22 protein-coding genes are annotated in these 22,216 nt (G+C 70.7%); 14 read left to right on the forward strand and 8 right to left on the reverse strand.

The genetic code is table 11. The annotated features are described in order from the left end of the window. Window positions 1-90 precede the first annotated feature (90 nt). The 6 genes from clpB to ACWENQ_RS24480 all read right to left on the reverse strand — a co-directional run bounded on the left by clpB (window position 91) and on the right by ACWENQ_RS24480 (window position 7,397). The gene (gene clpB / locus ACWENQ_RS24455; protein WP_449915300.1) at window positions 91-2,658 is read right to left on the reverse strand and encodes an ATP-dependent chaperone ClpB; all 2,568 of its coding nucleotides are present in this window, start codon (window positions 2,656-2,658) and stop codon (window positions 91-93) included. A 4-nt stretch (window positions 2,659-2,662) separates the two neighbouring features. Continuing rightward, complete coding sequence (locus ACWENQ_RS24460) at window positions 2,663-3,025, reverse strand: heat shock protein transcriptional repressor HspR (protein ID WP_449915297.1); 363 nt, start codon at window positions 3,023-3,025, stop codon at window positions 2,663-2,665. Further along, a complete protein-coding gene (gene dnaJ / locus ACWENQ_RS24465) occupies window positions 3,018-4,202 on the reverse strand; it encodes a molecular chaperone DnaJ (RefSeq protein ID WP_452416325.1) in 1,185 nt (394 codons plus the stop codon). Before dnaJ ends, ACWENQ_RS24460 begins: the two co-directional genes overlap by 8 nt. A gap of 24 nt (window positions 4,203-4,226) precedes the next feature. Beyond that, window positions 4,227-4,820 carry a nucleotide exchange factor GrpE gene (grpE, locus tag ACWENQ_RS24470; protein ID WP_449915294.1) on the reverse strand — a complete coding sequence of 198 codons (594 nt, stop codon included), beginning with the start codon at window positions 4,818-4,820 and terminating at the stop codon, window positions 4,227-4,229. A gap of 2 nt (window positions 4,821-4,822) precedes the next feature. Then, complete coding sequence (gene dnaK / locus ACWENQ_RS24475; RefSeq protein ID WP_354907836.1) at window positions 4,823-6,685, reverse strand: molecular chaperone DnaK; 1,863 nt, start codon at window positions 6,683-6,685, stop codon at window positions 4,823-4,825. Between the two features lie 292 nt (window positions 6,686-6,977). Further along, window positions 6,978-7,397 carry a hypothetical protein gene (locus ACWENQ_RS24480; RefSeq protein ID WP_452416326.1) on the reverse strand — a complete coding sequence of 140 codons (420 nt, stop codon included), beginning with the start codon at window positions 7,395-7,397 and terminating at the stop codon, window positions 6,978-6,980. A gap of 442 nt (window positions 7,398-7,839) precedes the next feature. On the opposite strand from ACWENQ_RS24480, the gene ACWENQ_RS24485 reads away from it, so the two are divergent. From ACWENQ_RS24485 to ACWENQ_RS24510, 6 genes are all read left to right on the forward strand, one after another. Beyond that, window positions 7,840-8,727: a proline dehydrogenase family protein gene (locus ACWENQ_RS24485; RefSeq protein WP_452416328.1), complete on the forward strand. Its 888-nt coding sequence runs from the start codon at window positions 7,840-7,842 to the stop codon at window positions 8,725-8,727. Between the two features lie 505 nt (window positions 8,728-9,232). Next, window positions 9,233-10,027, forward strand: coding sequence for a pyrroline-5-carboxylate reductase (gene proC / locus ACWENQ_RS24490; RefSeq protein ID WP_354907832.1), 795 nt, complete (start codon window positions 9,233-9,235; stop codon window positions 10,025-10,027). A gap of 86 nt (window positions 10,028-10,113) precedes the next feature. Continuing rightward, window positions 10,114-10,443, forward strand: a complete 330-nt coding sequence (locus ACWENQ_RS24495) for a hypothetical protein (RefSeq protein WP_452416329.1) — start codon at window positions 10,114-10,116, stop codon at window positions 10,441-10,443. Between the two features lie 48 nt (window positions 10,444-10,491). Next, the gene (locus tag ACWENQ_RS24500; protein WP_449915286.1) at window positions 10,492-11,823 is read left to right on the forward strand and encodes an efflux RND transporter periplasmic adaptor subunit; all 1,332 of its coding nucleotides are present in this window, start codon (window positions 10,492-10,494) and stop codon (window positions 11,821-11,823) included. After that, window positions 11,820-12,539, forward strand: a complete 720-nt coding sequence (locus tag ACWENQ_RS24505) for an ABC transporter ATP-binding protein (RefSeq protein ID WP_452416331.1) — start codon at window positions 11,820-11,822, stop codon at window positions 12,537-12,539. The genes ACWENQ_RS24500 and ACWENQ_RS24505 overlap by 4 nt, the downstream gene beginning before the upstream one ends. Continuing rightward, window positions 12,536-13,720 carry an ABC transporter permease gene (locus ACWENQ_RS24510; protein WP_449915283.1) on the forward strand — a complete coding sequence of 395 codons (1,185 nt, stop codon included), beginning with the start codon at window positions 12,536-12,538 and terminating at the stop codon, window positions 13,718-13,720. Before ACWENQ_RS24505 ends, ACWENQ_RS24510 begins: the two co-directional genes overlap by 4 nt. A 46-nt stretch (window positions 13,721-13,766) precedes the next feature. Here ACWENQ_RS24510 and ACWENQ_RS24515 read toward each other — a convergent pair whose 3' ends face one another. Then, window positions 13,767-14,411 (reverse strand): response regulator, encoded by a 645-nt coding sequence (locus tag ACWENQ_RS24515; protein ID WP_449915281.1) that lies wholly within the window; start codon window positions 14,409-14,411, stop codon window positions 13,767-13,769. Then, window positions 14,408-15,502, reverse strand: a complete 1,095-nt coding sequence (locus tag ACWENQ_RS24520) for a sensor histidine kinase (RefSeq protein ID WP_452416333.1) — start codon at window positions 15,500-15,502, stop codon at window positions 14,408-14,410. Before ACWENQ_RS24520 ends, ACWENQ_RS24515 begins: the two co-directional genes overlap by 4 nt. A 117-nt stretch (window positions 15,503-15,619) precedes the next feature. Here ACWENQ_RS24520 and ACWENQ_RS24525 point away from each other — a divergent pair, with 117 nt between their 5' ends. The 8 genes from ACWENQ_RS24525 to ACWENQ_RS24560 all read left to right on the forward strand — a co-directional run bounded on the left by ACWENQ_RS24525 (window position 15,620) and on the right by ACWENQ_RS24560 (window position 22,214). Further along, window positions 15,620-16,783 (forward strand): acetoin utilization protein AcuC, encoded by a 1,164-nt coding sequence (locus ACWENQ_RS24525; protein ID WP_452416334.1) that lies wholly within the window; start codon window positions 15,620-15,622, stop codon window positions 16,781-16,783. Window positions 16,784-17,020: 237 nt separating this feature from the next. Then, on the forward strand, window positions 17,021-17,803 hold the full coding sequence (locus ACWENQ_RS24530) for a phosphatase (protein WP_354907822.1): 783 nt from the start codon (window positions 17,021-17,023) through the stop codon (window positions 17,801-17,803). Between the two features lie 312 nt (window positions 17,804-18,115). Next, window positions 18,116-18,319, forward strand: coding sequence for a helix-turn-helix domain-containing protein (locus ACWENQ_RS24535; protein WP_026214222.1), 204 nt, complete (start codon window positions 18,116-18,118; stop codon window positions 18,317-18,319). Between the two features lie 153 nt (window positions 18,320-18,472). Continuing rightward, a complete protein-coding gene (locus ACWENQ_RS24540) occupies window positions 18,473-18,571 on the forward strand; it encodes a 30S ribosomal protein bS22 (RefSeq protein ID WP_018654693.1) in 99 nt (32 codons plus the stop codon). A gap of 20 nt (window positions 18,572-18,591) precedes the next feature. Continuing rightward, window positions 18,592-19,572: an NAD-dependent epimerase/dehydratase family protein gene (locus ACWENQ_RS24545; RefSeq protein WP_449915275.1), complete on the forward strand. Its 981-nt coding sequence runs from the start codon at window positions 18,592-18,594 to the stop codon at window positions 19,570-19,572. A gap of 23 nt (window positions 19,573-19,595) precedes the next feature. After that, a complete protein-coding gene (locus ACWENQ_RS24550) occupies window positions 19,596-20,465 on the forward strand; it encodes a lysophospholipid acyltransferase family protein (protein WP_354907818.1) in 870 nt (289 codons plus the stop codon). Window positions 20,466-20,574: 109 nt separating this feature from the next. Then, window positions 20,575-21,156: an RNA polymerase sigma factor gene (locus ACWENQ_RS24555; protein WP_452416336.1), complete on the forward strand. Its 582-nt coding sequence runs from the start codon at window positions 20,575-20,577 to the stop codon at window positions 21,154-21,156. 2 nt (window positions 21,157-21,158) lie between these two features. Next, window positions 21,159-22,214 carry an LCP family protein gene (locus ACWENQ_RS24560; protein ID WP_452416338.1) on the forward strand — a complete coding sequence of 352 codons (1,056 nt, stop codon included), beginning with the start codon at window positions 21,159-21,161 and terminating at the stop codon, window positions 22,212-22,214. The last annotated feature ends 2 nt before the right edge of the window (window positions 22,215-22,216 follow it).

Here is a 22,216-nt window from a genome sequence, read left to right on the forward strand (position 1 = left end):
CTCGTGGACGGAGCACGCGACGGGGCCACGCGGACGTGACAAGGCCCCGGACGGGGATCCGCCCGAGGCCTTGTGGTTCAGGGGCCAGGGTCAGGCGCGGCCGATGGTCAGCTCGTCGTCGCCCAGGTCGACCAGGACCGTGTCGCCGTCGACCACCTCGCCGGACAGCACCGCCTTGGCCAGCTTGTCGCCGATCGCCGACTGCACCAGCCGCCGCAGCGGCCGCGCGCCGTACATCGGGTCGTAGCCGGTGATCGCCAGCCAGTCGCGCGCCGCCGGGGTGACGTCGAGCGCGAGCCGCCGGTCGGCCAGCCGCTGGGCGAGCCGGTCCACCTGCAGGTCGACGATCTTCGTCAGCTCCTCCGTGCCGAGCGCGTCGAAGAGGATGACGTCGTCGAGCCGGTTGAGGAACTCCGGCTTGAACGAGGCCCGCACCGCGCCCATCACCGCGTCGCGCTTGGCGCCGTTCTCCAGTTTCGGATCGACGAGGTACTGCGAGCCGATGTTGGAGGTCAGGATGAGGATCGTGTTGCGGAAGTCGACCGTGCGGCCCTGCCCGTCGGTCAGCCGGCCGTCGTCGAGCACCTGCAGCAGGATGTCGAAGACCTCGGGGTGCGCCTTCTCGACCTCGTCCAGCAGGACGACGGTGTAGGGGCGCCGCCGTACGGTCTCGGTGAGCTGGCCGCCCTCCTCGTAGCCGACGTAGCCGGGAGGCGCGCCGACCAGGCGGGCGACGCTGTGCTTCTCGGAGTACTCGGACATGTCGATGCGGGTCATCGCCCGCTCGTCGTCGAACAGGAACTCCGCCAGCGCCTTGGCCAGCTCGGTCTTGCCGACGCCGGTCGGGCCGAGGAACAGGAACGAGCCCGTCGGCCGGTCGGGGTCGGCGATGCCGGCGCGGCTGCGCCGTACGGCGTCGGAGACGGCCTGGACGGCTTCGCGCTGCCCGATGAGGCGCCTGCCGAGCTCGTCCTCCATTCGCAGCAGCTTGGCGGTCTCGGCCTCGAGCAGCCGCCCGGCGGGGATGCCGGTCCACGAGGAGATGACCTCCGCGATGTCGTCGGAGCCGACCTCCTCCTTGACCATCTGCTGCTCGGGCGTCTCCTGGGCGGCGGCCAGCAGTTCCTTCTCCAGGCGGGGAACCTCGTCGTACAGGAGCCTGGAGGCGTCGGCGTAGTTGCCGTCGCGCTGGAAACGTTCGGCGGCGCCGCGCGCCTCGTCGAGCTGCTTCTTCAGGTCGCCGACCCGGTTGAGCCCGTCCTTCTCGCGCTGCCACCTGGCCACGAGGGCGTTGAGCTCCTCCTGGCGGTCGGCCAGCTCGGCGCGCAGCCGTTCGAGGCGCTGCAGGGAGGCCTCGTCGGTCTCCTTGGCCAGGGCCAGCTCCTCCATCTTCATCCGGTCGACGTTGCGCTGGAGCTGGTCGATCTCGACGGGACGCGAGTCGATCTCCATGCGCAGCCGCGAGGCGGCCTCGTCGACCAGGTCGATGGCCTTGTCGGGGAGGAAGCGGTTGGTGATGTAGCGGTCGGACAGCGCCGCGGCGGCCACGAGGGCGCTGTCGGCGATCTGCACCTGGTGGTGGGCCTCGTAACGGCCCTTCAGCCCGCGCAGGATGGCGATGGTGTCCTCGACGGACGGCTCGCCGACGAACACCTGCTGGAAGCGCCGCTCGAGCGCCGGGTCCTTCTCGATCCGCTCGCGGTACTCGTCGAGGGTGGTGGCGCCGATCATGCGCAGCTCGCCGCGCGCCAGCATCGGCTTGAGCATGTTGCCCGCGTCCATGGCGCCCTCGGCGGCGCCCGCGCCGACCACGGTGTGCAGCTCGTCGATGAAGGTGACGATCTGCCCGTTGCTCTCCTTGATCTCGGAGAGCACGGCCTTGAGCCGCTCCTCGAACTCGCCGCGGTACTTCGCGCCCGCCACCATCGCGCCGAGGTCGAGCGAGACGAGCTTCTTGTTGCGCAGCGACTCGGGCACGTCACCGGCGACGATCCGCTGCGCCAGCCCCTCGACGACGGCGGTCTTGCCGACGCCCGGCTCGCCGATCAGCACCGGGTTGTTCTTGGTACGGCGCGACAGCACCTGCACCACGCGCCTGATCTCGGAGTCGCGCCCGATCACCGGGTCGAGCTTGCCGCTCCTGGCCCGCTCGGTCAGATCGACGCCGTACTTCTCCAGCGCCTGGTAGGTGTCCTCCGGCGTCTCGCTGGTGACCCTGGCGTGCCCGCGCACCTTCTCGAACGCGTCGAGCAGCGCCTGCGGCGTGGCCCCCGAGTTCTTCAGCAGCGTGGCCATCTCGCCGCCGTCGGTCGCGAGACCGACCAGCAGGTGCTCGGTCGAGACGTACTCGTCCTCCAGACGCTTGGCCCGCTGCGCGGCGGTGTTGATCACCGTCAGCACCTGACGCGAGCTGGAGGGCGCGCTCACCGTGGCGCCCTGCGCCTTCGGCAGGGCCGCCAGCGCCGCCTCCACCTTGGCGCGCAACGCCTTCCAGTCGGCGCCGACCGCTTCGAGCAGAGGTACGGCGGTGCCGCCCGTCTGGGAGAGGAGGGCGGCCAGCAGATGGGCCGGCGCGATCTCGGGATTTCCTTCGGTGGCCGCCCGCCGCATGGCGACCGACAGCGCTTCCTGGCTCTTCTGCGTGAGCTTGTAGTCCATGTATTCAGGCCCCCGGTGGCAACTCGTAGCGGATCAGCGCCTTGACCATGGACACTTCGGCTCTGAGGCGGTGAACCTCCTCACGCAGCCTCAGCGCTTCGTTCTCCAGCTCAAGAATCCGCTTGATGCCGGCGAGGTTGATGCCCTCCTCCTGGGACAGGCGCTGCACCTCGCGCAGCTGGATGATGTCTCGCATGGAGTAGAGGCGGCCGCGGCCCGCCGTACGGCCCGGGCAGACCAGCCCGAGGCGGTCGTACTGCCGCAGGGTCTGCGGATGCAGGCCGGACAGCTGGGCGGCCACCGAGATGACGTAGACGGGTGTCTCGTCCGACAGGTTGAAGTAGTTGGCGTCCATCGGCCTACTCACTCCTGGCACGTTGGATGAGGTCGGCCCGAGGGTCATCGTTCGCGGTGGCGGTGCGGAACTCGTTCAGCAGCTCGCGCGACTTGTCGTCGAGCTCCTGCGGCACGAGCACCTCCACCGAGGCGAGCAGGTCGCCCTTGGTGCCGTCCTTACGGGTGGCCCCCCTGCCGCGGACCCTGAACGTGCGGCCGTTGGGCGTACCCGCCGGAATGCGCAGAGTGACAGGCAGGCCCTTGAGGACGGGCACCTTGATCTCCGCGCCGAGCGCCGCCTCGGTGAAGGTGACGGGAACGGTGATGGTCAGGTTGTCGCCCGACCGCCCGAACACCGCGTGCGGCTTGACGTGAGTCTGGATGTAGAGGTCGCCCGCCGGCCCGCCGTTCTCGCCGGGCGCGCCCTTGCCTTTGAGCTTGACCCGCTGCCCGTCGGCCACCCCGGCCGGGATGCGCGCCTGGATGGTGCGGGTGCTCTTGGCCCGCCCGCTGCCGTCGCAGACCGGGCAGGGGTCGTCGACGAGGAGCCCGCGGCCCTTGCAGTCGCGGCAGGGCTCGGAGAAGGCGAAGTTGCCCAGGTTACGGCTGGCCGCACCGGTGCCCTCGCAGGTCGGGCAGACCCGCGGGGTCGTGCCGGCCTTGGCTCCGGTGCCGCTACAGGCCTTGCACGCCGACGACGTGGTCAGCCTCAGCGAGACGGTGTGGCCCTCGACCGCCTCGGTGAAGGAGAGCGTGACCTCGGACTCGATGTCCTGGCCGCGGCGCGGCCTGGTCGTCGTGCCCGTGGTGCGGGTGCTCCCGCCGCCACCCCTGTTGAACAGCCCGCCGAACAGGTCGCCGATGCGCTCGCTCGTGCTTCCGCTGTGCTGGCCGGTGCCGCCGAACAGGTCGCCGAAGTCGAACGGGAAACCACCGCCACCGCCGCCGGGCCGCGGCGCGCCCATGCCCGATCCGAACAGGGTGCGCGCCTCGTCGTACTCCTTGCGGCGCTTGCTGTCCGAGAGCACGTCGTTGGCCTCGGAGATCTCCTTGAACCTGGCCTCCTTGGCGGAGTCACCCTGGTTGGCGTCCGGGTGGTACTGCCTGGCCAGCTTCCGGTAGGCCTTCTTGATCTCTTCGGCGGTGGCGGTTTTCGGCACACCAAGGACGGCGTAGTAATCCTTCTCCAGGTAGTCCTTGGTGCTCATCTATGGCGTCCTTTCGGGGGGTTCTCAGTTGTCGTCGGACGCGGCCGGGGCGTCCTCGGGTTCGGCGACCGCGACCCTTGCCGGGCGCAGCACCCGATCACCGATGCGGTAGCCGAGCTGCAGCACCTCGATGGCGGTCGGCTCGGTCACCTCCGAGGAGTAGCTGTGCATCAGCGCCTCGTGGACCGTCGGGTCGAAGGGCTCGCCCTTCTGGCCGAACGGGGTCAGCCCCAGCTTGGTGACGACCGCCTCCAGCGACTCGGCGACCTTGGCGAAACCGCCGGTCAGTTCGCCGTGGTCGCGAGCCCTGCCGATGTCGTCGAGGACCGGCAGCAGCTCGGTGAGCGCTCCGGCGACCGCCTGCTCGCGGACCGCGACCCGGTCGCGCTCGACCCGCCTGCGGTAGTTGGTGTACTCCGCCTGCAGCCGCTGCAGGTCCGCGGTGCGCTCGGCCAGGAGGCCGGTGTCGCCCCCCGCGACAGGCGCGGCGTCCGCCGGAGGAGCGGCCGGGGCCGGCTCCTCCTTGGCGGTCCTCGCCTGACCCGTCTTGGGGTCGATCTTGCGGTTGTCGCGGATCACCGGCTCTGACTCGGGCCCGTTATCGCGCGGCTCAGACATCGTCACTGGTCCTTCTTGGGCTGGTCGTCGTCCACGATCTCCGCCTCGACGACGTCGTCGTCGCCGCCGGCCTTGGCCTGGCCGGTCTCGCCCTCGGGCGTGGGGCCGGCCTGCTGCTGGCTCTGAGCGTAGATCGCCGAACCCATCTTCTGGCTGACCGTGGCCAGCTTCTCCGCCGAGGTGCGGATCGTGTCGGTGTCGGTGCCCTCGAGAGCCTTCTTCAGCTCGGCGAGCGCGTCGTTCACCTCGGTCTTGATCTCACCGGGGACCTTGTCGTCGTTCTCGCGGAGGAACTTCTCCGTCTGGTAGGCGAGGCCGTCGGCGTTGTTGCGGACCTCGGCCTCCTCACGACGCTTCTTGTCCTCCTCGGCGTAGGACTCGGCCTCGCGCATCATGCGCTCGATGTCGTCCTTCGGCAGCGCCGAGCCGCCGGTGATCGTCATCGTCTGCTCCTTGCCGGTGCCAAGGTCCTTGGCGGAGACGTTGACGATGCCGTTGGCGTCGATGTCGAAGGTGACCTCGATCTGCGGGATGCCGCGCGGGGCCGGGGCGATGCCGGTCAGCTCGAAGGTGGCCAGCTTCTTGTTGTAGGAAGCGATCTCACGCTCGCCCTGGTAGACCTGGATCTGCACCGACGGCTGGTTGTCCTCGGCCGTGGTGAAGACCTCCGAGCGCTTGGTCGGGATCGTCGTGTTGCGCTCGATGATCTTCGTGAAGATGCCGCCCTTGGTCTCGATGCCGAGGGACAGCGGGGTCACGTCGAGCAGCAGGACGTCCTTGACCTCACCCTTGAGCACGCCCGCCTGGAGCGCGGCGCCGATCGCCACGACCTCGTCGGGGTTGACGCCCTTGTTCGGCTCCTTGCCGCCGGTGAGCTCTTTGACCAGCTCGGAGACGGCGGGCATACGGGTCGAACCACCGACGAGCACCACGTGGGCGATGTCGGAGACCTTGATGCCGGCGTCCTTGATGACCTGGTGGAACGGGCCCTTGGTCCGCTCGAGCAGGTCGGCGGTCAGGCGCTGGAACTCCGAGCGGGTCAGCTTCTCGTCGAGGTGCAGTGGGCCCTCGGAGGAGGCCGTGATGTAGGGCAGGTTGATGTTGGTCTCGGCCTGGCTGGACAGCTCGATCTTGGCCTTCTCCGCCGCCTCGCGCAGGCGCTGGAGGGCCATCTTGTCCTTGGCCAGGTCGACGCCGTGGGCGTTCTGGAAGCGCTTGACCAGCTCGTCGACGACGCGCTGGTCCCAGTCGTCGCCACCGAGGTGGTTGTCGCCGGAGGTGGCCTTCACCTCGACGAAGCCGTGGCCGTCCTCCTGGCCGACGTCGAGCAGGGACACGTCGAAGGTGCCGCCGCCGAGGTCGAAGACCAGGATGGTCTGGTCCTTGTCCTTGTCGAGGCCGTAGGCGAGGGCCGCGGCCGTCGGCTCGTTGATGATGCGAAGCACGTTGAGGCCCGCGATCGTGCCGGCTTCCTTGGTGGCCTGGCGCTGGGCGTCGTTGAAGTAGGCCGGGACGGTGATCACGGCGTCGGTGATCTTCTCGCCCAGGTAGGCCTCGGCGTCCTGCTTGAGCTTCTGCAGGACGAAAGCGCTGATCTGCTGCGGGGAGAACTTCTTCCCGTCGATCTCCGTGGACCAGTTGGTGCCCATCTCGCGCTTGACCGAGCGAATCGTCCGGTCCACGTTGGTGACGGCCTGACGCTTGGCCACCTCACCGACGAGGACCTCGCCGTTCTTCGCGAAGGCGACCACGGACGGCGTGGTCCGCGAGCCCTGCGCGTTGGCGATGACGGTGGGCTCACCGCCCTCGAGGATCGAGACGACGGAGTTGGTCGTCCCCAGGTCGATACCTACCGCACGTGCCATGAGTACGTCCTTGTAGTCAAAGTTGAGCTTGTTGGGCTCAACCTATGGACCGACGAATGGTTTGTCAAACGAGTTGAGCCTATGCGACTCAACCTCTGGGTGCGCACCGACATTCCCGGCGAGGGGGATTTTCCGAGTGACTCACGATCCTGAACGACAGGCGGCACCCCGCGGTTCCAACCCGGTGCGGACGCACACGGCGACGGCCGCCCCTCGGGGACGGCCGTCGTGTGGGTTCGGCTTCTCCAGCGCCCGTGCCGGCGCTTCTCTGGCGTCTTTTCCAGCGTCTTCTCTAGCGCCGCCCGGCGCCGTCGACGATCTTGCGTTTCCCGATCGGCGCCTTCAGCTTGACCGTCGTGGTCTTCTGGATGGCGATCTCGATGCAGGAGACGTTCTGGGCCTTGGCCGCCGTGCCCTCGTAGAGGGTGACGGTCACCTGCTTGGCCGTCTCCTTCACCGCCACCCTGTCGAGCACCGCGCACGGCTCGACACCCGACCACCAGACCAGCTTGACCAGGCGGTCCTTGGCCTTGGCGCTCTCGAACCGGACCTTACGGGTGTTGACGGTGTCGCCGACCGGTCTGACCTTCTTCGGCGACGGGGTGGGGGAGGTGGAGGGTGTGCTGATCACCGGCTGGGCGGCGACGGGCTGGTGGGGGTTCGGGCGGGCTGCCGTGTCAGTGGCGGCCGCGCCGCAGCTCAGGGTCAGCATCAGACACCCGGCCACGAGGGCTGTAGTCCGCATACCCGTATGACGGATCCCGCGACGCCCCGGTTCACCCTCCCACCGCCCATCCTTCGCGCCGGCCCGCGCCCGCCTTCCGAGCGAATCGCCCTCCGACCGTCGCGGTGTCTCGGCCGGTCCTGCCCGCAGGCGTCGGGTGACCGCCTCGGGCCCTTCCCGCAGGCGTCGGGTGACCGTCTCGGGCCCTTCCCGCAGGCGTCGGGTGACCGTCTCGGGCCCTTCCCGCAGGCGTCGGGTGACCGTCTCGGGCCCGTCGGTCCTGCCCGCGGACCTCGGGGGACGGTCTCGGGGTGTCGGCGCCGGCCTCCCGGGGTGGCCACGTCGGGGTGCTCCTGGCGGGCCGTACCGAGGGTCGCGGGAGAGATCGGGGCGGTGATCCACAGGCGATGCGGGGGTTTACGCTGATGATGTGCTGCGTCACGTTCTCCTGGCCGCCTCGCGAAGCGAGCGCGCCGAGCGTCTCATCGCCTCGTCCCCGCTGACCAGGGGAGTGGTCAGCCGCTACGTGGCCGACGACGTGGGCGCCGTCGTCCACGACCTGTCACACCAGGGCCTGCTCGTCACCGTCGACCACCTCGGCGAGGACGTCACCGACAGGACACAGGCCGAGCGCGAGGTCCGCGCCTACCTCACCCTCCTCGAAGGTCTCCCCTCGGGAGCCGACGTCTCCGTCAAGCTCACCGCCCTCGGCCTCCGCCTGTCGGAGCAGTTCGCCCTCGACAACGCCGCGTCGGTCTGCGAGGCCGCCGCGGCCAGGGGCGTGACGGTCACCCTCGACGCCGAGGAGCACGACACCATCGAGGCCCAGCTGTCGATCCACTCGACCCTCCGCAAGGAGCATCCCGACGTCGGCGTGGTCGTCCAGTCCTACCTGCGCGCCGCGCCTGAGCGCTGCGCGAAGCTCGACAGCGCCAGGGTACGGCTGTGCAAGGGCGCGTACGTGGCGCCCGAAGCGCTGTCGTACACCTCACCGAGGGACATCGACCGCAGCTATGTCCGCTGCCTCAAGACACTCATGGCGGGCACCGGCTACCCGATGGTCGCCACCCACGACCCGCGCCTGATCGAGATCTCCGCCGCGCTGGCCGTCCTCCACGGGCGCGACACCACCGGCTTCGAGTTCCAGATGCTGTACGGCGTGCGGCCCGCCGAGCAGCGGCGGCTGGCGGGGGTCGGCTCGCAGGTCAGGGTGTACGTGCCGTACGGCGACGACTGGTACGCCTACCTCATGCGCCGCCTGGCCGAGCGCCCGGCCAACCTGACCTTCTTCGCCCGCTCGCTCCTCTCCCGGGACTGAGGCTCCCAGCGTTGCGACCGTCACGCTCTCCGGGATCGAGGCCGCTCGCTTCCTCCCGGCGTTGCGACCGTCACGCTCTCCGGGTTCGAGTCCGCTCGCTTCCCTCCAGGAGTCGGGGTCGGGTGGCCCTCTCTCCGGGGCCGAGACTGCTCGCGCCTCTCGCGGCTGGGGCCGAGACCGCACGCTCCTTCTCCTGGGGGAGGCCGGTCGACCTCCTGGGGGAGGCCGGTCGACTCCCTCCGGGAGCGGCGGCCGGTCGGTCCTCTTACGGGGCGGAAGCCGGTCGCTCCTCTCATGGCTGAGTCCGGTCGCTATCCCGGGGCGGGCCGGTCGGGGATCCCCAAGGTCGGCGAGGTGGTCGTGGTCGAGTGTGCCGCTCCGGCGTGACCTCGCCAGGCCCGTCCTCGACGCCGTACCGGCCGCCGCCTTTTTCCGGCGCGGTGCCGTACCGGCCGCCGCCTTTTCCGGCGCGATGCCGCCACGTCGGACTAGGTAGGCTGCCCGCATGATTGCGATTCTGGGAACCGGCAAGATGGGCGAGGCCCTGCTGTCGGGGCTGCTGCGGGCCGGGTTCAAGCCGGGCGACGTCCTGGCGACCGCGCGCAGGGAGGAGCGGGCCCAGGCGCTTCGGGAGACGTACGGCGTGCGGACCGTGTCGAACACCGAGGCCGCCAAGGCCGCCGACACGCTGATCCTCGCCGTCAAGCCACAGGACATGGCCGCCCTGCTGGCCGAGATCGCCCCCTACGTGCCCGCCGACAGGCTCGTCATCTCGGCGGCGGCGGGCATCACGACCGCGTTCGTCGAGCAGCGGCTCGGGGTGGACGTGCCGGTGGTCAGGGTCATGTCGAACACGCCGATCAAGTTCGACGAGGCGATGAGCGTGATCTCGGCCGGCGCGTACGCGGGTGAAGAGCACCTGCAGCGCACCGAGAACCTGCTCAAGCCGGTGGGCAAGGTGCTGCGGATCCCCGAGTCGCAGCAGGACGCGGCGACGGCGCTGTCGGGCAGCGGTCCCGCGTACTTCTTCTACCTGGTCGAGGCGATGGTGGACGCGGGCATCCTGCTCGGCATGCCGCGCGCCGCGGCGCTGGACATGGTCACGCAGTCGATCGTGGGAGCGGCGATCATGCTGCGTGACTCGGGGGAGCACCCGGTGATCCTGCGCGAGGCGGTGACCTCGCCCGGCGGTACGACCATCGCGGCGATCGCCGAGCTCGAACGGCACAGCGTGCGCGCGGCCTTCCTGGCCGCCATCGAGGCGGCCCGCGACCGCGGCCGCCAGCTCGCCTCCGGCTGACCGCAGGCTCCCGGCGTCAGGCATGTCCTGCGGTCGGCCCGCTGTTAGGAAACCGGGTCGTCTTCGGCATCACGCTGTTCGGCCCGTTGATCCCCCTCGGCTCCGAGCTGATCACCGGCGCGTACGGCGAGACCGCCTACGGCCTCGTCCTGTCGGCCGGCGGCGCGGGCACGATCGTCGGCGGCCTGGTCGCCCTGCGGGTCCGCCCGGCCAGGCCGCTGGCGGCGGGCGTGGCCGGGCTGCTGCTCTTCGCGCTGGAACCGCTGACGATCGCCCTCGGCGCGTCCCTCCTGGTCGTCATGGTGCTGGGCGGCGCCGCGTGGGCGTTCTGGTCGGTGATGTGGGCGACCAGCGTGCAGACCATGGTGCCGTCGCGGTCACCGGATGCGCGGTGCTGCTGGCCGTACCGGCGGTGAGAGGGGTACGGCAGGCGGTCGCCTGATGCGCCCTCTACGCTAGGCGGCGTGACGGTTCGTCGCGGTATCCCCCCGCTGCTCGTCCTGTTAGCGCTTACCGGCTGCACCGCCGAGGAGCCGCCTGCCTTCCAGCTCGCGCAGGTGCAGCGCGCCCCGGTCACGGAGGTCGTCGAGGCGCCCGCCACGATCGGTGCCAGGGCCACGGCCACGCTGCGCGCGCCCGCCCAGGGCACGGTGACCAAGCTGTACGTGCGTGACGGCGAGAAGGTCGCCAAGGGGCAGATCCTGGCCAGGATCCGGTCCCCGCAGGCCACCGACCAGCTCGCCCAGGCGCGCAGGGCGGCGCGTCCCGTGCCCGCCCCCTCGACGCCGCGCCTGGCGAGCATCGACACCAGCGCCTTCGACCGCAAGGTGGCCAGGCACTTCGCCAAGGCCAGGGCGGAGGCCCGCAAGGTGGACGACGCGGCCGCGCGCAGGCAGCTGCTGTCCGCCATCGACATGGCGGAGACGCAGCACAAGGCCAACAAGCAGGCGCTGTCGCAGATCACCGCGTCGCTCAGCCGTACCGTCAGCGGCTTCACCAGCGGGCTGACCGCCTCGATGTCGTCTCTGCAGGCGGCCTCGCGCACGCAGGCCAGGGTGGCGGTCAAGGCCGCCGAGTCCACGGTGAAGGCGCTCACGATCAAGGCGCCGTTCGGCGGCGTCGTCACGCTCGGGCGTCCTTCGGGCGGTGGCGGCTCCAGCGCGTTGAGCGGGCTGCTCGGGCAGATCCCCGGCGGGGCGGCGCCGCAGCTGCCCGCCGTACCGGCGGGTGGGTCGTCGGGCGGCGGCGCGCCGGTCGCGGTCGGCGTGCCGGTGTCGGCGGGCGACCCGATCGTGACGGTGACCGACGTGTCCAAGCTGACGCTCTCCGCCGACATCGACGAGACCGACGTGCTGCTGGTCAAGCCCGAGACCCGCGCGGAGATCGAGCTGGACGCGGTGCCCGGCGCGACCTACACCGCCACGGTGACGGGCGTCGGCATCCAGCCCATGGAGGCCACCACCGGCGGGGTCAGCTACCCCGTGCAGCTGTCCCTCGGCTCCGGCGCCTTCGACGACGGGTCCGCGGCGCCCACCCCCAAACCCGGCATGAGCGCGGTCGCCAGGCTGACCGTCCGCGAGGCGCCCTCCGCCGTCGCCGTGCCCGCCTCGGCGATCGTCTCGAGCGGGCGGGAGAGCGTCGTCTGGATCTCGTCCGCCGGTACGGCCCAGCGGCGCGTGGTCAAGCTCGGCGCCCAGGGCGACGCGATGGTCGAGGTCGTGAGCGGCCTGACCGTGGGCGAGCGCGTGGTGGTCAAGGGCGCCGACGCGGTACGGCAGGGCCAGCCGCTGTCATGACCCCCGCACTGGAGGCCGTCGACCTCACACGCTCCTACCAGCTCGAAGGCGTCTCCGTGGACGCCCTTCGCGGGGTGAGCCTGCGGATCGACCAGGGCGAGTTCGTGGCGATCGTTGGGCCGTCCGGGTCGGGCAAGTCGACGCTGATGCACCTGCTCGGCTGCCTCGACCGGCCCACGTCAGGCGCGCTGCGGGTGAACGGCACCGAGATGTCCACCCTGTCCGACACCGCGCTCGCCGAGCTGCGCAACAGGACGATCGGGTTCGTCTTCCAGTCGTTCCACCTGCTCGGCCGGACGTCGGCCGTGGACAACGTGGCGCTGCCGCTGGTGTACCGCGGGGTGGGGAAGGCCGAACGGCGGACGCGGGCGCGGCGGGCGCTGGAGGCGGTGGGGCTGGGGCACCGGCTCGACCACCGGCCCTCGCAGATGTCGGGCGGTGAACAGCAGCGGGTGGCGATCGCGCGGGCGCTGGTCGGCGAGCCGTCGGTGCTGCTGGCCGACGAGCCGACCGGGAACCTGGACACCCGCAACGGGGACGAGGTGATGGCGATCCTCGACCGGCTGAACGCCGACAGCGGGGTGGCCATCGTGCTGGTCACCCACGAGCCGGACATCGCGGCCCACGCGCGCCGCCAGATCCACGTGCGCGACGGCCGGGTGGAGCTGGACACCGCGCACCGGCCCGCCGCGACCGGCGAGGAGGCAGGCGCGTGAGGGGCGCGGAGGCGTTCTTCATGGCGCTGGAGGCCCTCAGGGTCAACCGGCTGCGCAGCACGCTCACCATGCTCGGCGTCATCATCGGCGTCCTCGCCGTCGTCGTCCTCGTCGCCATCGGCTCCGGCGCCAAGAACGCCATCGAGCGCGAGATCTCCGGCCTGGGCAGCAACATCATCCTTGTCGTCCCCGGCCAGCTCAGCGTCGGCGCCGTCCCGACCCAGAGCAGGATGAACCTGTCGGACGCCGCCTACGTCCGCCGCGTCGTCGGCGACCCGGGAAAGGTGACCGTCTCCGTCCAGTCCGGCGAGACCGTGCGCGTCGGCAGGAAGGATGCCTTCGTCACGATCGTCGGCACGGACGAGAACCTGCCCAACATCTTCCAGCGTCCCCTCGACCGCGGCCGCTACCTGACCGAGACCGACGTCGACACCCGGCGCAGGGTCGCGGTGCTGGGCGCGGAGGTGGCCGACGAGATGTTCGGCGACGTCGACCCCGTGGGCCGCCAGATCACCGTCTCGGGCGCCCGCTTCCGCGTGGTCGGCGTCTACACGACGGTCGGCGCGACCTTCGGGGTGGCCCGCGACAAGGAGGTGCACGTCCCCGTCACCACCGCGCAGCGGCTGATCGGCGCCAGCAGGATCAACGGGATCGCGGTCGGCGCCTCGGGCCCCGACGAGATCGAGCCGCTCCAGCGGAAGGTCGTCGCCGCCCTGGGCGAGCGGTATCCGGGCGAGCGCTTCTCCGCCGTCACCCAGACCCAGCTGCTCGGCACCATCGGCAGCGTCCTCGGCATGCTCACCGGCGTGCTCGCCGCCATCGCGGGCATCTCGCTGCTGGTGGGCGGGGTCGGCGTGTCCAACATCATGCTCGTCAGCGTCCGCGAACGCACCCGGGAGATCGGCCTGCGCAAGGCGCTCGGGGCGCGCCAGCGCGACATCCTCGCCCAGTTCCTCATCGAGGCCGTGCTGCTGACCACCATCGGCGGCCTGGTCGGCATCCTGCTGGGTGTGGGCGGCGCGCTGGCCATCCAGGCGCTCACGCCGGTGCCCGCCGCCATCACCTGGTGGTCGATCGCGCTGGCGTTCGGGGTGTCGGCCGCGGTGGGCGTCTTCTTCGGGGTCGCCCCGGCACGCCGGGCGGGCCGCCTCGACCCGGTCATCGCCCTGCGCGCCGAGTGACCCGCGCGAGATCCGAGGGTCATGGCCGGTCAGGCGTCGCGCTGCTTCAGCCCCCGGGGGTGACCAGCCCGCGCTCGTAGGCGACGATCACCGCCTGCGCCCTGTTGCTGACGTCGATCTTGGCGAACACCGCGGTCACGTGGTTCTTCACGGTGCTCGGCGAGACGGCGAGCCGTTCGGCGATCTCGGCGTTGGACAGGCCTTTCGCGATGAGCACGAGCACCTCCTGCTCCCGCGCGGTGAGCCCGTCGATCTCCGCGCGCGGCCGGCCCCCGCGGACGTAGGTGCGGATCAGCCCGGTCAGCAGGCGCGGCGCGACGGCCGCCGCGCCGCCGTGGACCACCCTGACGGCCTCGACCAGTTCCTCGGGCGAGACGTCCTTCGGCAGGAAGCCGTCGGCTCCGGCCCTGAGCGCCGTCACGACGTTCTCGTCCAGGTCGAAGGTGCTCAACATGAGGATCTTGGTCTGCGCGAACTCGGCGACGATGGCCGACGTCGCCTCGATGCCGTCCACGCCGGGCATGTGCAGGTCCATGATGACCACGTCGGGGCGCAGCTCGCGGCAGCGCGCCACGGCGGCGGCGCCGTCGCCCGCCTCGCCGACCACGGAGATGTCGGGCTGGGCGTTCAGCATGAGCCGGTATCCGGTCCTGACGAGGGCGTGGTCGTCCACGAGCAGCACGGTGATCACAGCGGAAGCCTCGCACGGACCTCGAAGCCGCGGACCTCGCGGGGCCCGGTGAACAGCTGCCCGCCGCAGAGCGCCACCCGCTCGGCCATGCCCGCCAGCCCGAAGCCGCCGGGGGAGGACGAGGGCCCGGCCGTACCGTCGTCCAGCACCTCGACCTCGACCGCCCCCTCCTCGTAGCTGATCCGTACGGTGGCCCGCGCCCCGCGCGTGTGCTTGCGGGTGTTGGTGAGCGCCTCCTGCACGATCCGGTAGACGGCCAGGTCGATCGCCGCGGGCAGCGGCACGGGCGTGCCGTCCACCGCCAGGCTCGCCGGCAGCCCCGCCGCGCCGGCCTGCTCGACCAGCGCGGGCAGCCCGGCCGCGCCCGCCCCGGTCGCCTCGCCGCCGCCGGGGCCGTCGGCCCGCAGCACGTCGAGCAGGTGCCGCATCTCCGTCAGCGCCTGCCTGGCGGTCTGCTCGGCCGACAGCAGCGCCTCGCGGGCCTCCGGCGGATCCGGGGGCATGACCGCGCGCGCCCCCCCGACCAGCGCGTTGATCACGCTGAGGTGGTGGGCGACGACGTCGTGCAGCTCGCGGGCGATACGGCGGCGCTCCGCGCGGACCGCCTCGTCGGCGCGCTCCCTGGCCGAACGCTCGCGCAGCTCGACACGTGCCCTGACGAGCTGCCCCACGCCCACGGCCACCAGGTAGGAGGCGATGGCCAGGCTCTCCGTGGGCGTCCTCACCGCGAGGGCGATGCCGTAGGCGGTGGCGAGCGCGACAGCGGTGACCAGCGTCCTCCTGCCCTCGGTGTAGCGGCCGAGGCTGTAGAGGGCGATCAGCGCGGTGGTGGCCACCGAGTTGGTGCCGGTGAGGGTGCCGACGACGTCGAGCGCGGCGACGGCGACGGCGACGGGGATCGGGTGGCGGCGCCGGGCGAGAAGGGGGAGGGCGGAGGCCAGGAGCATGGCCCCGCCGGCGACGAGAGGCGGATCGCCGATGAGTCCGGCGACGAGGCCGACCACGGCGATGGTGCCGAGCACGATGACCAGCGTCGCGTCGAACACCTCGGGACGGCCGAAGAACCGCCATATCGCCCGCCCTACGCGCATGGCCTGAACCCTAACCAGTCGCCGCGGTCGCCGCGGGTCTCCGGGCGGCGGGGCAGGAGAGTGGATCATGTGGTGCGGGTTTCGCCCGGGTCACCGGCACTGCGGTAACGTCGGCGCATGAGCGAGTCGGTGCGAGTCGTCTGGGACGACGCCCTCACTGCCTATGATTTCGGCCCGGGTCACCCCCTCGCTCCCATCAGGGTCGAGCTGACCATGGCGCTGGCCCGCGAGCTCGGCGTTCTCGACCGGACCGAGGTCGTCGGCTGCGTACCGGCCACCGACGACGAGCTGGCCCTCGTCCACAAGCGTGACTACATCGAGGCGGTCAAGCGCGTCTCGGCGGACGGCCGTCCTGACCTGGCCGCGGGCCTCGGCACGCCGGACAACCCGTCCTTCGCGGGCGTCCACGAGGCCTCCGCGCTCATCGCGGGCGCCTCGCTGGCCGCTGCCCGCACGGTCTGGGAGGGTACGGCCGAGCACGCCGTCAACATCGCCGGCGGCCTGCATCACGCCATGGCCAACGTGGCCAGCGGCTTCTGCGTCTACAACGACCCCGCCGTGGCAATCGCCTGGCTGCTGGCGCAGGGCGCCTCGAAGGTCGCCTACGTCGACGTCGACGTCCACCACGGCGACGGCGTCCAGGCGCTCTTCTACGACGACCCCCGCGTGCTGACCGTCAGCCTGCACGAGAGCCCCCGCACGCTCTTCCCCGGCACGGGATGGCCGCAGGAGACCGGCGCGGAGGGCACCGCGGTCAACGTGGCGCTGCCCGCGGGGTGCGGCGACGAGGGCTGGTTGCGCGCCTTCCACGCGGTCGTACCGCCGCTGCTGAGGGAGTTCGCGCCCGAGATCCTGGTGACCCAGCACGGCTGCGACAGCCACGCGCTCGACCCGCTGGCCCACCTGATGCTGAGCGTCGACGGCCAGCGCGCCGCCTATGCCGCGCTGCACCGCCTGGCCCACGAGACGGCCGGCGGGCGCTGGATCGTCACCGGAGGCGGCGGTTACGAGCTGGTCCAGGTGGTGCCGCGGGCGTGGACGCACCTCATCGCCGAGGTGTCGGGCCATCCCGTCGACCCCTCGACGAGGACGGGCGCGGGCTGGCAGGCCCTGGTGCGCGAGCGGACGAGGGAGACGCCGCCGCTAACCATGACCGACGGGCGCACCCCGGCGTTCAAGGACCTGTCGGGCGGCTACGACCCGGCCGACGCCGTCGACCGCGCGATCATGGCGACGCGGCAGGCCGTCTTCCCCTACCACGGCCTCGATCCGATGCCCTGACGCCGCGGACCCAGCACGTTCGTGAGCGTGCCTACGACGCGCCCGGGCGTCCGACGTGGGCGTGTCCGCGAGGCGTCCGGGCGCCCGATGTGAGCGTGTCCGCGACGTGCCCGGGCGTTCGATGTGTGCGTGTCCGCGACGTGCCCGGGTGCCTGAGTCGTCGGAATTTCGCGGCCTGTGCGGTGGTTCAGACCATTCGTGGGCCGTTAGGCTCCGACAGGTGGGAAGGAGAGTCCATTGCTGACCCGCGACGAACTCCGCGAGCACCTGATCAGGACGCGCATCGCTGGAGATGTGGCCACCAGCAGGGAGAACAATCTCGACCACTACCGGTCCGTCGCGAACCGAGACCCTTACTTCCTCTTCGGCCTGACCAGTCTCGAGAACTGGTCCTACCGCGACGTCCTCGCCCAGATGGCCAAGTCGGCGGGTGTCGTCGCCGATCCCGGGCACCGCGAGGGCCAGGACACCATCGATCCCGAGCGCACGATCGACGCGCTCGACCTCATGGCCGACCGCATCGTCGGCGTGCTGGCCAGGCCGGCGCCGCGCGTGCTGTTCGCCACGGGGCATCCGACCGGTCTGCTCGCCATCCACCTGCCGCTGGCCGCGGCCGTGGCGGCCAGGGGCGCGACGCTGCTGAGCCCCGCCGAGGGCTGGACCTACTGGGGCGCCGGCTTCGGCAGGAAGCGCAAGATCCGCTACCTGGGCGACGTGGCGATGCTCGACGACCGGGGCGGCTTCGTGCACACGCATGACTCGGCGCCCATGGAGGCGATGCTGGCCGAGCTCGGCGACGCGCGTCCCGATCTGGTGATCGCCGATCACGGCTGGGCGGGAGCGGCCGGAGAGGCGGGCATCCCGACCGTCGGGTTCGCCGACAGCAACGACCCCGCGCTCTTCCTGGGCGAGGCCGAGGGCAAGATCGACGTGGTCGTCCCACTCGATGACAATGTGCTACCGCGCTATTACGCGCCGTTGACCGATCGGCTCGTCACACGAGTCTCACGAGCCCTTTGAGTCGAATTCGGCCCTCCCTATACCGTCTTTTCGCGCCTGCATTCCAAGAGGCTCGTCGTCCCTTTGCCAACTTTTGAGGGGCGCCGGGCGACTCTTATGTGTACGAACATAGACAGGTAGCACGTCCAGGCGAGGGGCACGGTCCGGCTGCTGGCCAGCAATTTCGCTGGTTTCGCTGACAGGCGGCTCCGATGACTGAGAAAGTAGGGGGTTTGCGCACTCGGAGTCCCGACTTACGCTGACGGCAGTACACGTGCGTGAGCAATGGCACCAGTGGGGATAACCCGGAAACACGTGCGGAAGAGGCGTCCGATGGGTGCAGGCGAAAGACCTCTCAGCGAGGTGAAGTTCCTGACCGTTGCCGAGGTGGCCACGGTCATGCGGGTGTCCAAGATGACGGTGTACCGGTTGGTGCACTCTGGCGAGCTGCCGGCCATCAGGGTCGGGCGCTCGTTCCGAGTTCCCGAGCAGGCGGTCCACGACTACCTCAGGGAGGCGTACATCGAGGCTGGGTAAGCCCGAGAGGTAGCGGTGTGATCGGTGGTCACATCGCGAGTGTTGCCACACGGTCACCCCCAGGGGGCGATCTACCGTGGATCGCCGGTAGTCTGTTGACCGGTGTGCGCTCGCACACCGATTCAGCCTTGCTATCAGTTACCTGGGGGTCCCGTGGGCTCTGTGATCAAAAAGCGCCGCAAGCGGATGGCCAAGAAGAAGCACCGCAAGCTGCTGAAGAAGACGCGTATCCAGCGTCGTAACAAGAAGTAGCCGCAGTCTGTGAGGCGCCGATGACCCACACCGTGCTTGTCACCGGGGTCTCGCGCCACGTCGGCGCCCGAGTGGCGAGCGTTCTCGCGGCGGACCCGGGCATCAGTCGCGTCATCGGAGTGGACACCGTGCCGCCGCCCTCGCTCACCCGAGATGGCGGCATCTCCCTCGGCCGGACGGAGTTCGTCCGGGTGGATCTTCGCAGCCCCGACATCGCTCAGGTGATCGCGGCGGCGGACATCGACATCGTTGTGCACATGAGCCTGGTCAGCGCTCCCTCGGGCAGCGCGGGCCGAGCCTCCATGAAAGAGCACAACGTGATCGGCACCATGCAGTTGCTCGGTGCCTGTCAGCGGTCGTCGACCGTGCGCCGCGTGGTGGTGCGTTCCACCACCGCGGTCTACGGCTCGTCGCCCAAGGATCCGGCGGTGTTCACCGAGGACGTCGTACCTCACGACAGCCCGTCTCATGGCTATGCCAAGGACGCGGCCGAGGTCGAAGGCTATGTCCGGGGCTTCGCGCGCCGCCGTCCCGATGTGACGGTGTCGACGCTGCGTTTCGCGAACTTCATGGGTCCCGGCGTCGACTCGCCGCTGACGCGTTATTTCAGCCAGTCCGTCCTGCCGTCCGTGTTCGGCTTCGACCCCCGGCTGCAGTTCGTCCACGAAGACGACGCGGTCGAGGTGTTGCGGCGGATGGCGCTGGACGACCACCCCGGCACGTACAACGTGACCGGGGAAGGCGTGCTTCTGCTGTCGCAGTGCGCGCGCCGGGCGGGCGCCATCACCCTCCCGCTCCTCTCGCCCGCCTTCCGCCTGCTGGGCGAGGCCGCTCGCGGCGCGGGCCTGGTCGACTTCTCGCCGGAGCAACTGCGGCTGCTGTGTCACGGCAGGGTCGTCGACGGCGCCAAGCTCGCGGCCGAGCTCGGCTGGAAGCCCAAGTTCACCACCGCGGCGGCTTTCGACGACTTCCTGCGGTCGAGGAGAGGTGTCCGGAGTTGAGCGCTTCGCCCGAAGAACGTCGGGTGATTCCCATCACCGATGCGCCCTCCTACGCGGGAGAGGACCACGACGACGCGATCGCCCGCCTGCTGGCCTTCCTGCGCCGCCGGATCGCCGGCGAGTACGAAGTGGACGAGTTCGGCTACGACTCCGAGCTCACCGACAAGGTCCTGCTGGAGCTGATCAGGCCGCTCTACCACCGGTGGTTCCGGGTCGAGACCGTCGGCCTGGACAACATCCCGGCCGACAGCGGCGCGCTGATGGTCGCCAACCACTCGGGCACGCTCCCCGTCGACGCCCTGATGATGCAGGTGGCCGTCCACGACGAGGGCGGGCGGGCGCTGCGACTGCTCGGCGCCGACCTGGTCTACCAGCTTCCGGTGCTCGGCCACCTGTCCCGCAAGACCGGCCACACCCTGGCCTGCCCCGAGGACGCCGACCGCCTGCTGCGCAAGGGCGAGCTCGTCGGCGTGTTCCCCGAGGGCTTCAAGGGCGTCGGCAAGCCGTTCTCCGAGCGATACCAGCTGCAGCGCTTCGGCAGGGGCGGCTTCGTCGCGTCCGCCATCCGCGCCGGCGTGCCGATCGTGCCCACGGCGATCGTCGGGGCGGAGGAGATCTATCCCAAGATCGGCGACCTGCGTTTCCTCGCGCGCCTGCTCGGCCTGCCGTACCTGCCGATCACGCCGCTGTTCCCGTGGTTCGGACTGTTCGGCCTGATCCCGCTGCCGTCGAAGTGGATGATCGAGTTCGGCGAGCCGATCAGGACCGACACCTTCGAGCCGGCCGCCGCCGACGACCCCATGCTGGTCTTCGAGCTCACCGACCACGTCCGCGAGGTCGTCCAGCAGCTGCTCACGGCCCTGCGCCTGCGCCGCGGTCACGCCTTCTTCTGAGCCCCCCGGTACGGCACGCCGCACCCCTCGCGGAGGGCGCGTGAACCCGGATCGCCCCTGAGGGAGAGATACCGGGGACCGCGTCGATTCCACGAAGGGGGCCGGCCTGTTGACCGCGCCAACTCCTGTCGGGTTCAGGGACGACGAGCTGATCCGTGGCTCCCTGGCCGACCCTGAACAGTTCGCCGAGCTGTTCGACCGCTATGCGGGAATGCTGTACCGCTACGTCTCCCGGCGCCTGGGGCCCGAACCGGCCGATGACCTGGTCGGCGAAACCTTCCTGATCGCCTTCGCCAAGCGCAAGAAATACGACATGTCCTACACGGACGCGCGGCCGTGGCTGTTCGGCATCGTCACCAAGCTGCTCGCGCGCCACCACCGCAAGGAGGCCACCAGGTATCGGGCGCTGCTGCGGGTGCCGGCGGACGAGGTGGTGGAGTCGCCCGTGGAGCGGGTGCTGACGGGCGTGACGGCGCAGGCGGCGCGGCCGCTGCTGGCCGGCGCGCTCGCCGCGCTGCCCGCGAGGGACAGGGACGTCCTGCTGCTGATCGCCTGGGGCGATCTGGCCTACGAGGAGGTGGCGCAGGCGCTGTCCATCCCGGTCGGCACGGTGCGCTCCCGCCTCAACCGAGCGCGCAGGAAGGTCCGCGCCGCGCTCGGCGACACCAACCCGATGCTGGAGGAGGCGTGACCATGGACGACCTGAGGATGCTCCGCGACCTCGGCGACGAGTTGGAGCACGAGCCGCCCGCCACGCTGGCCGGCCGGCGCCGGAGCTTCATGGAGCGCCGCCCCCGCCGAGGGTTCAGGCTGCGCGGCTGGCCGATGCTGGGCCTGGCCGCCGTCGCGACCGCGGCGGCCGTCGCCGTCCCGATGGTGGTGCTCAAGGGTGGCGACCAGCTCACGGCCGGTACGGTGGCCCCGCCCGCGGGCGCGCGCCCGGCCAAATCCGGCCAAGCGATCAACGTGCTGCTCGTCGGCTCCGACACCCGCGAGGGCGAGGCCAACGCGAAGTACGGCCCGATCCAGTCCAGGACCGGGGTGGGCGCCCGAGCGGACACGATCATCCTGCTGCACCTGTCGGCCGACGGGAGGAGCGCGGACGCGGTCAACCTGCCCCGCGACTCGATGGCGGAGCTGCCCTCCTGCGCGGGCGCGCCGGGCGGGCAGCGGATGCTCAACGCCGCGCTCGACGCCGGTGGCCTGCGGTGCGTGTGGGAGAGCGTCGAGAAGCTGACGAAGGTCAGGATCGACCACGCGGTGGAGGTGGACTTCGCCGGTTTCAAGACGATGGTCGACGCCGTCGGGACGGTGCGCGTGAAGGTGGACACCCCGATCGACGACAGGAAGGCGAAGCTGAAACTGCCCGCGGGGGAGCACGAGCTCAACGCGGAGCAGGCGCTGGGCTACGTCAGGCTCCGCGACTACGCCGACGGCAGCGATCTGTCGCGCATCAAGCGCCAGCACGGTTTCCTGGCCGCGATGGCGGCGGAGGTGCGGAGCGACCCGGCCAAGCTCGTCGCGCTCATCCGGGCCGCGAGCGAGGTGGTGACGACCGACGACGGGCTCGGTGTGAGCCAGATGGCCGACATCGCGAGGGGCGTGTCGGGCGCGAAACTGCACTTCTCCACCGTCCCGGTCGAACCACATCCGCAGGACCGCCACCGACTGCAGTGGAAGCAGCCCGAGGCTGGCCGGCTGTTCCAGGCCATCGCCGACGACCAGACTATTGGACTATCAGTCCAGTAAAA

The organism is Nonomuraea sp. NPDC004354 (assembly GCF_053602555.1).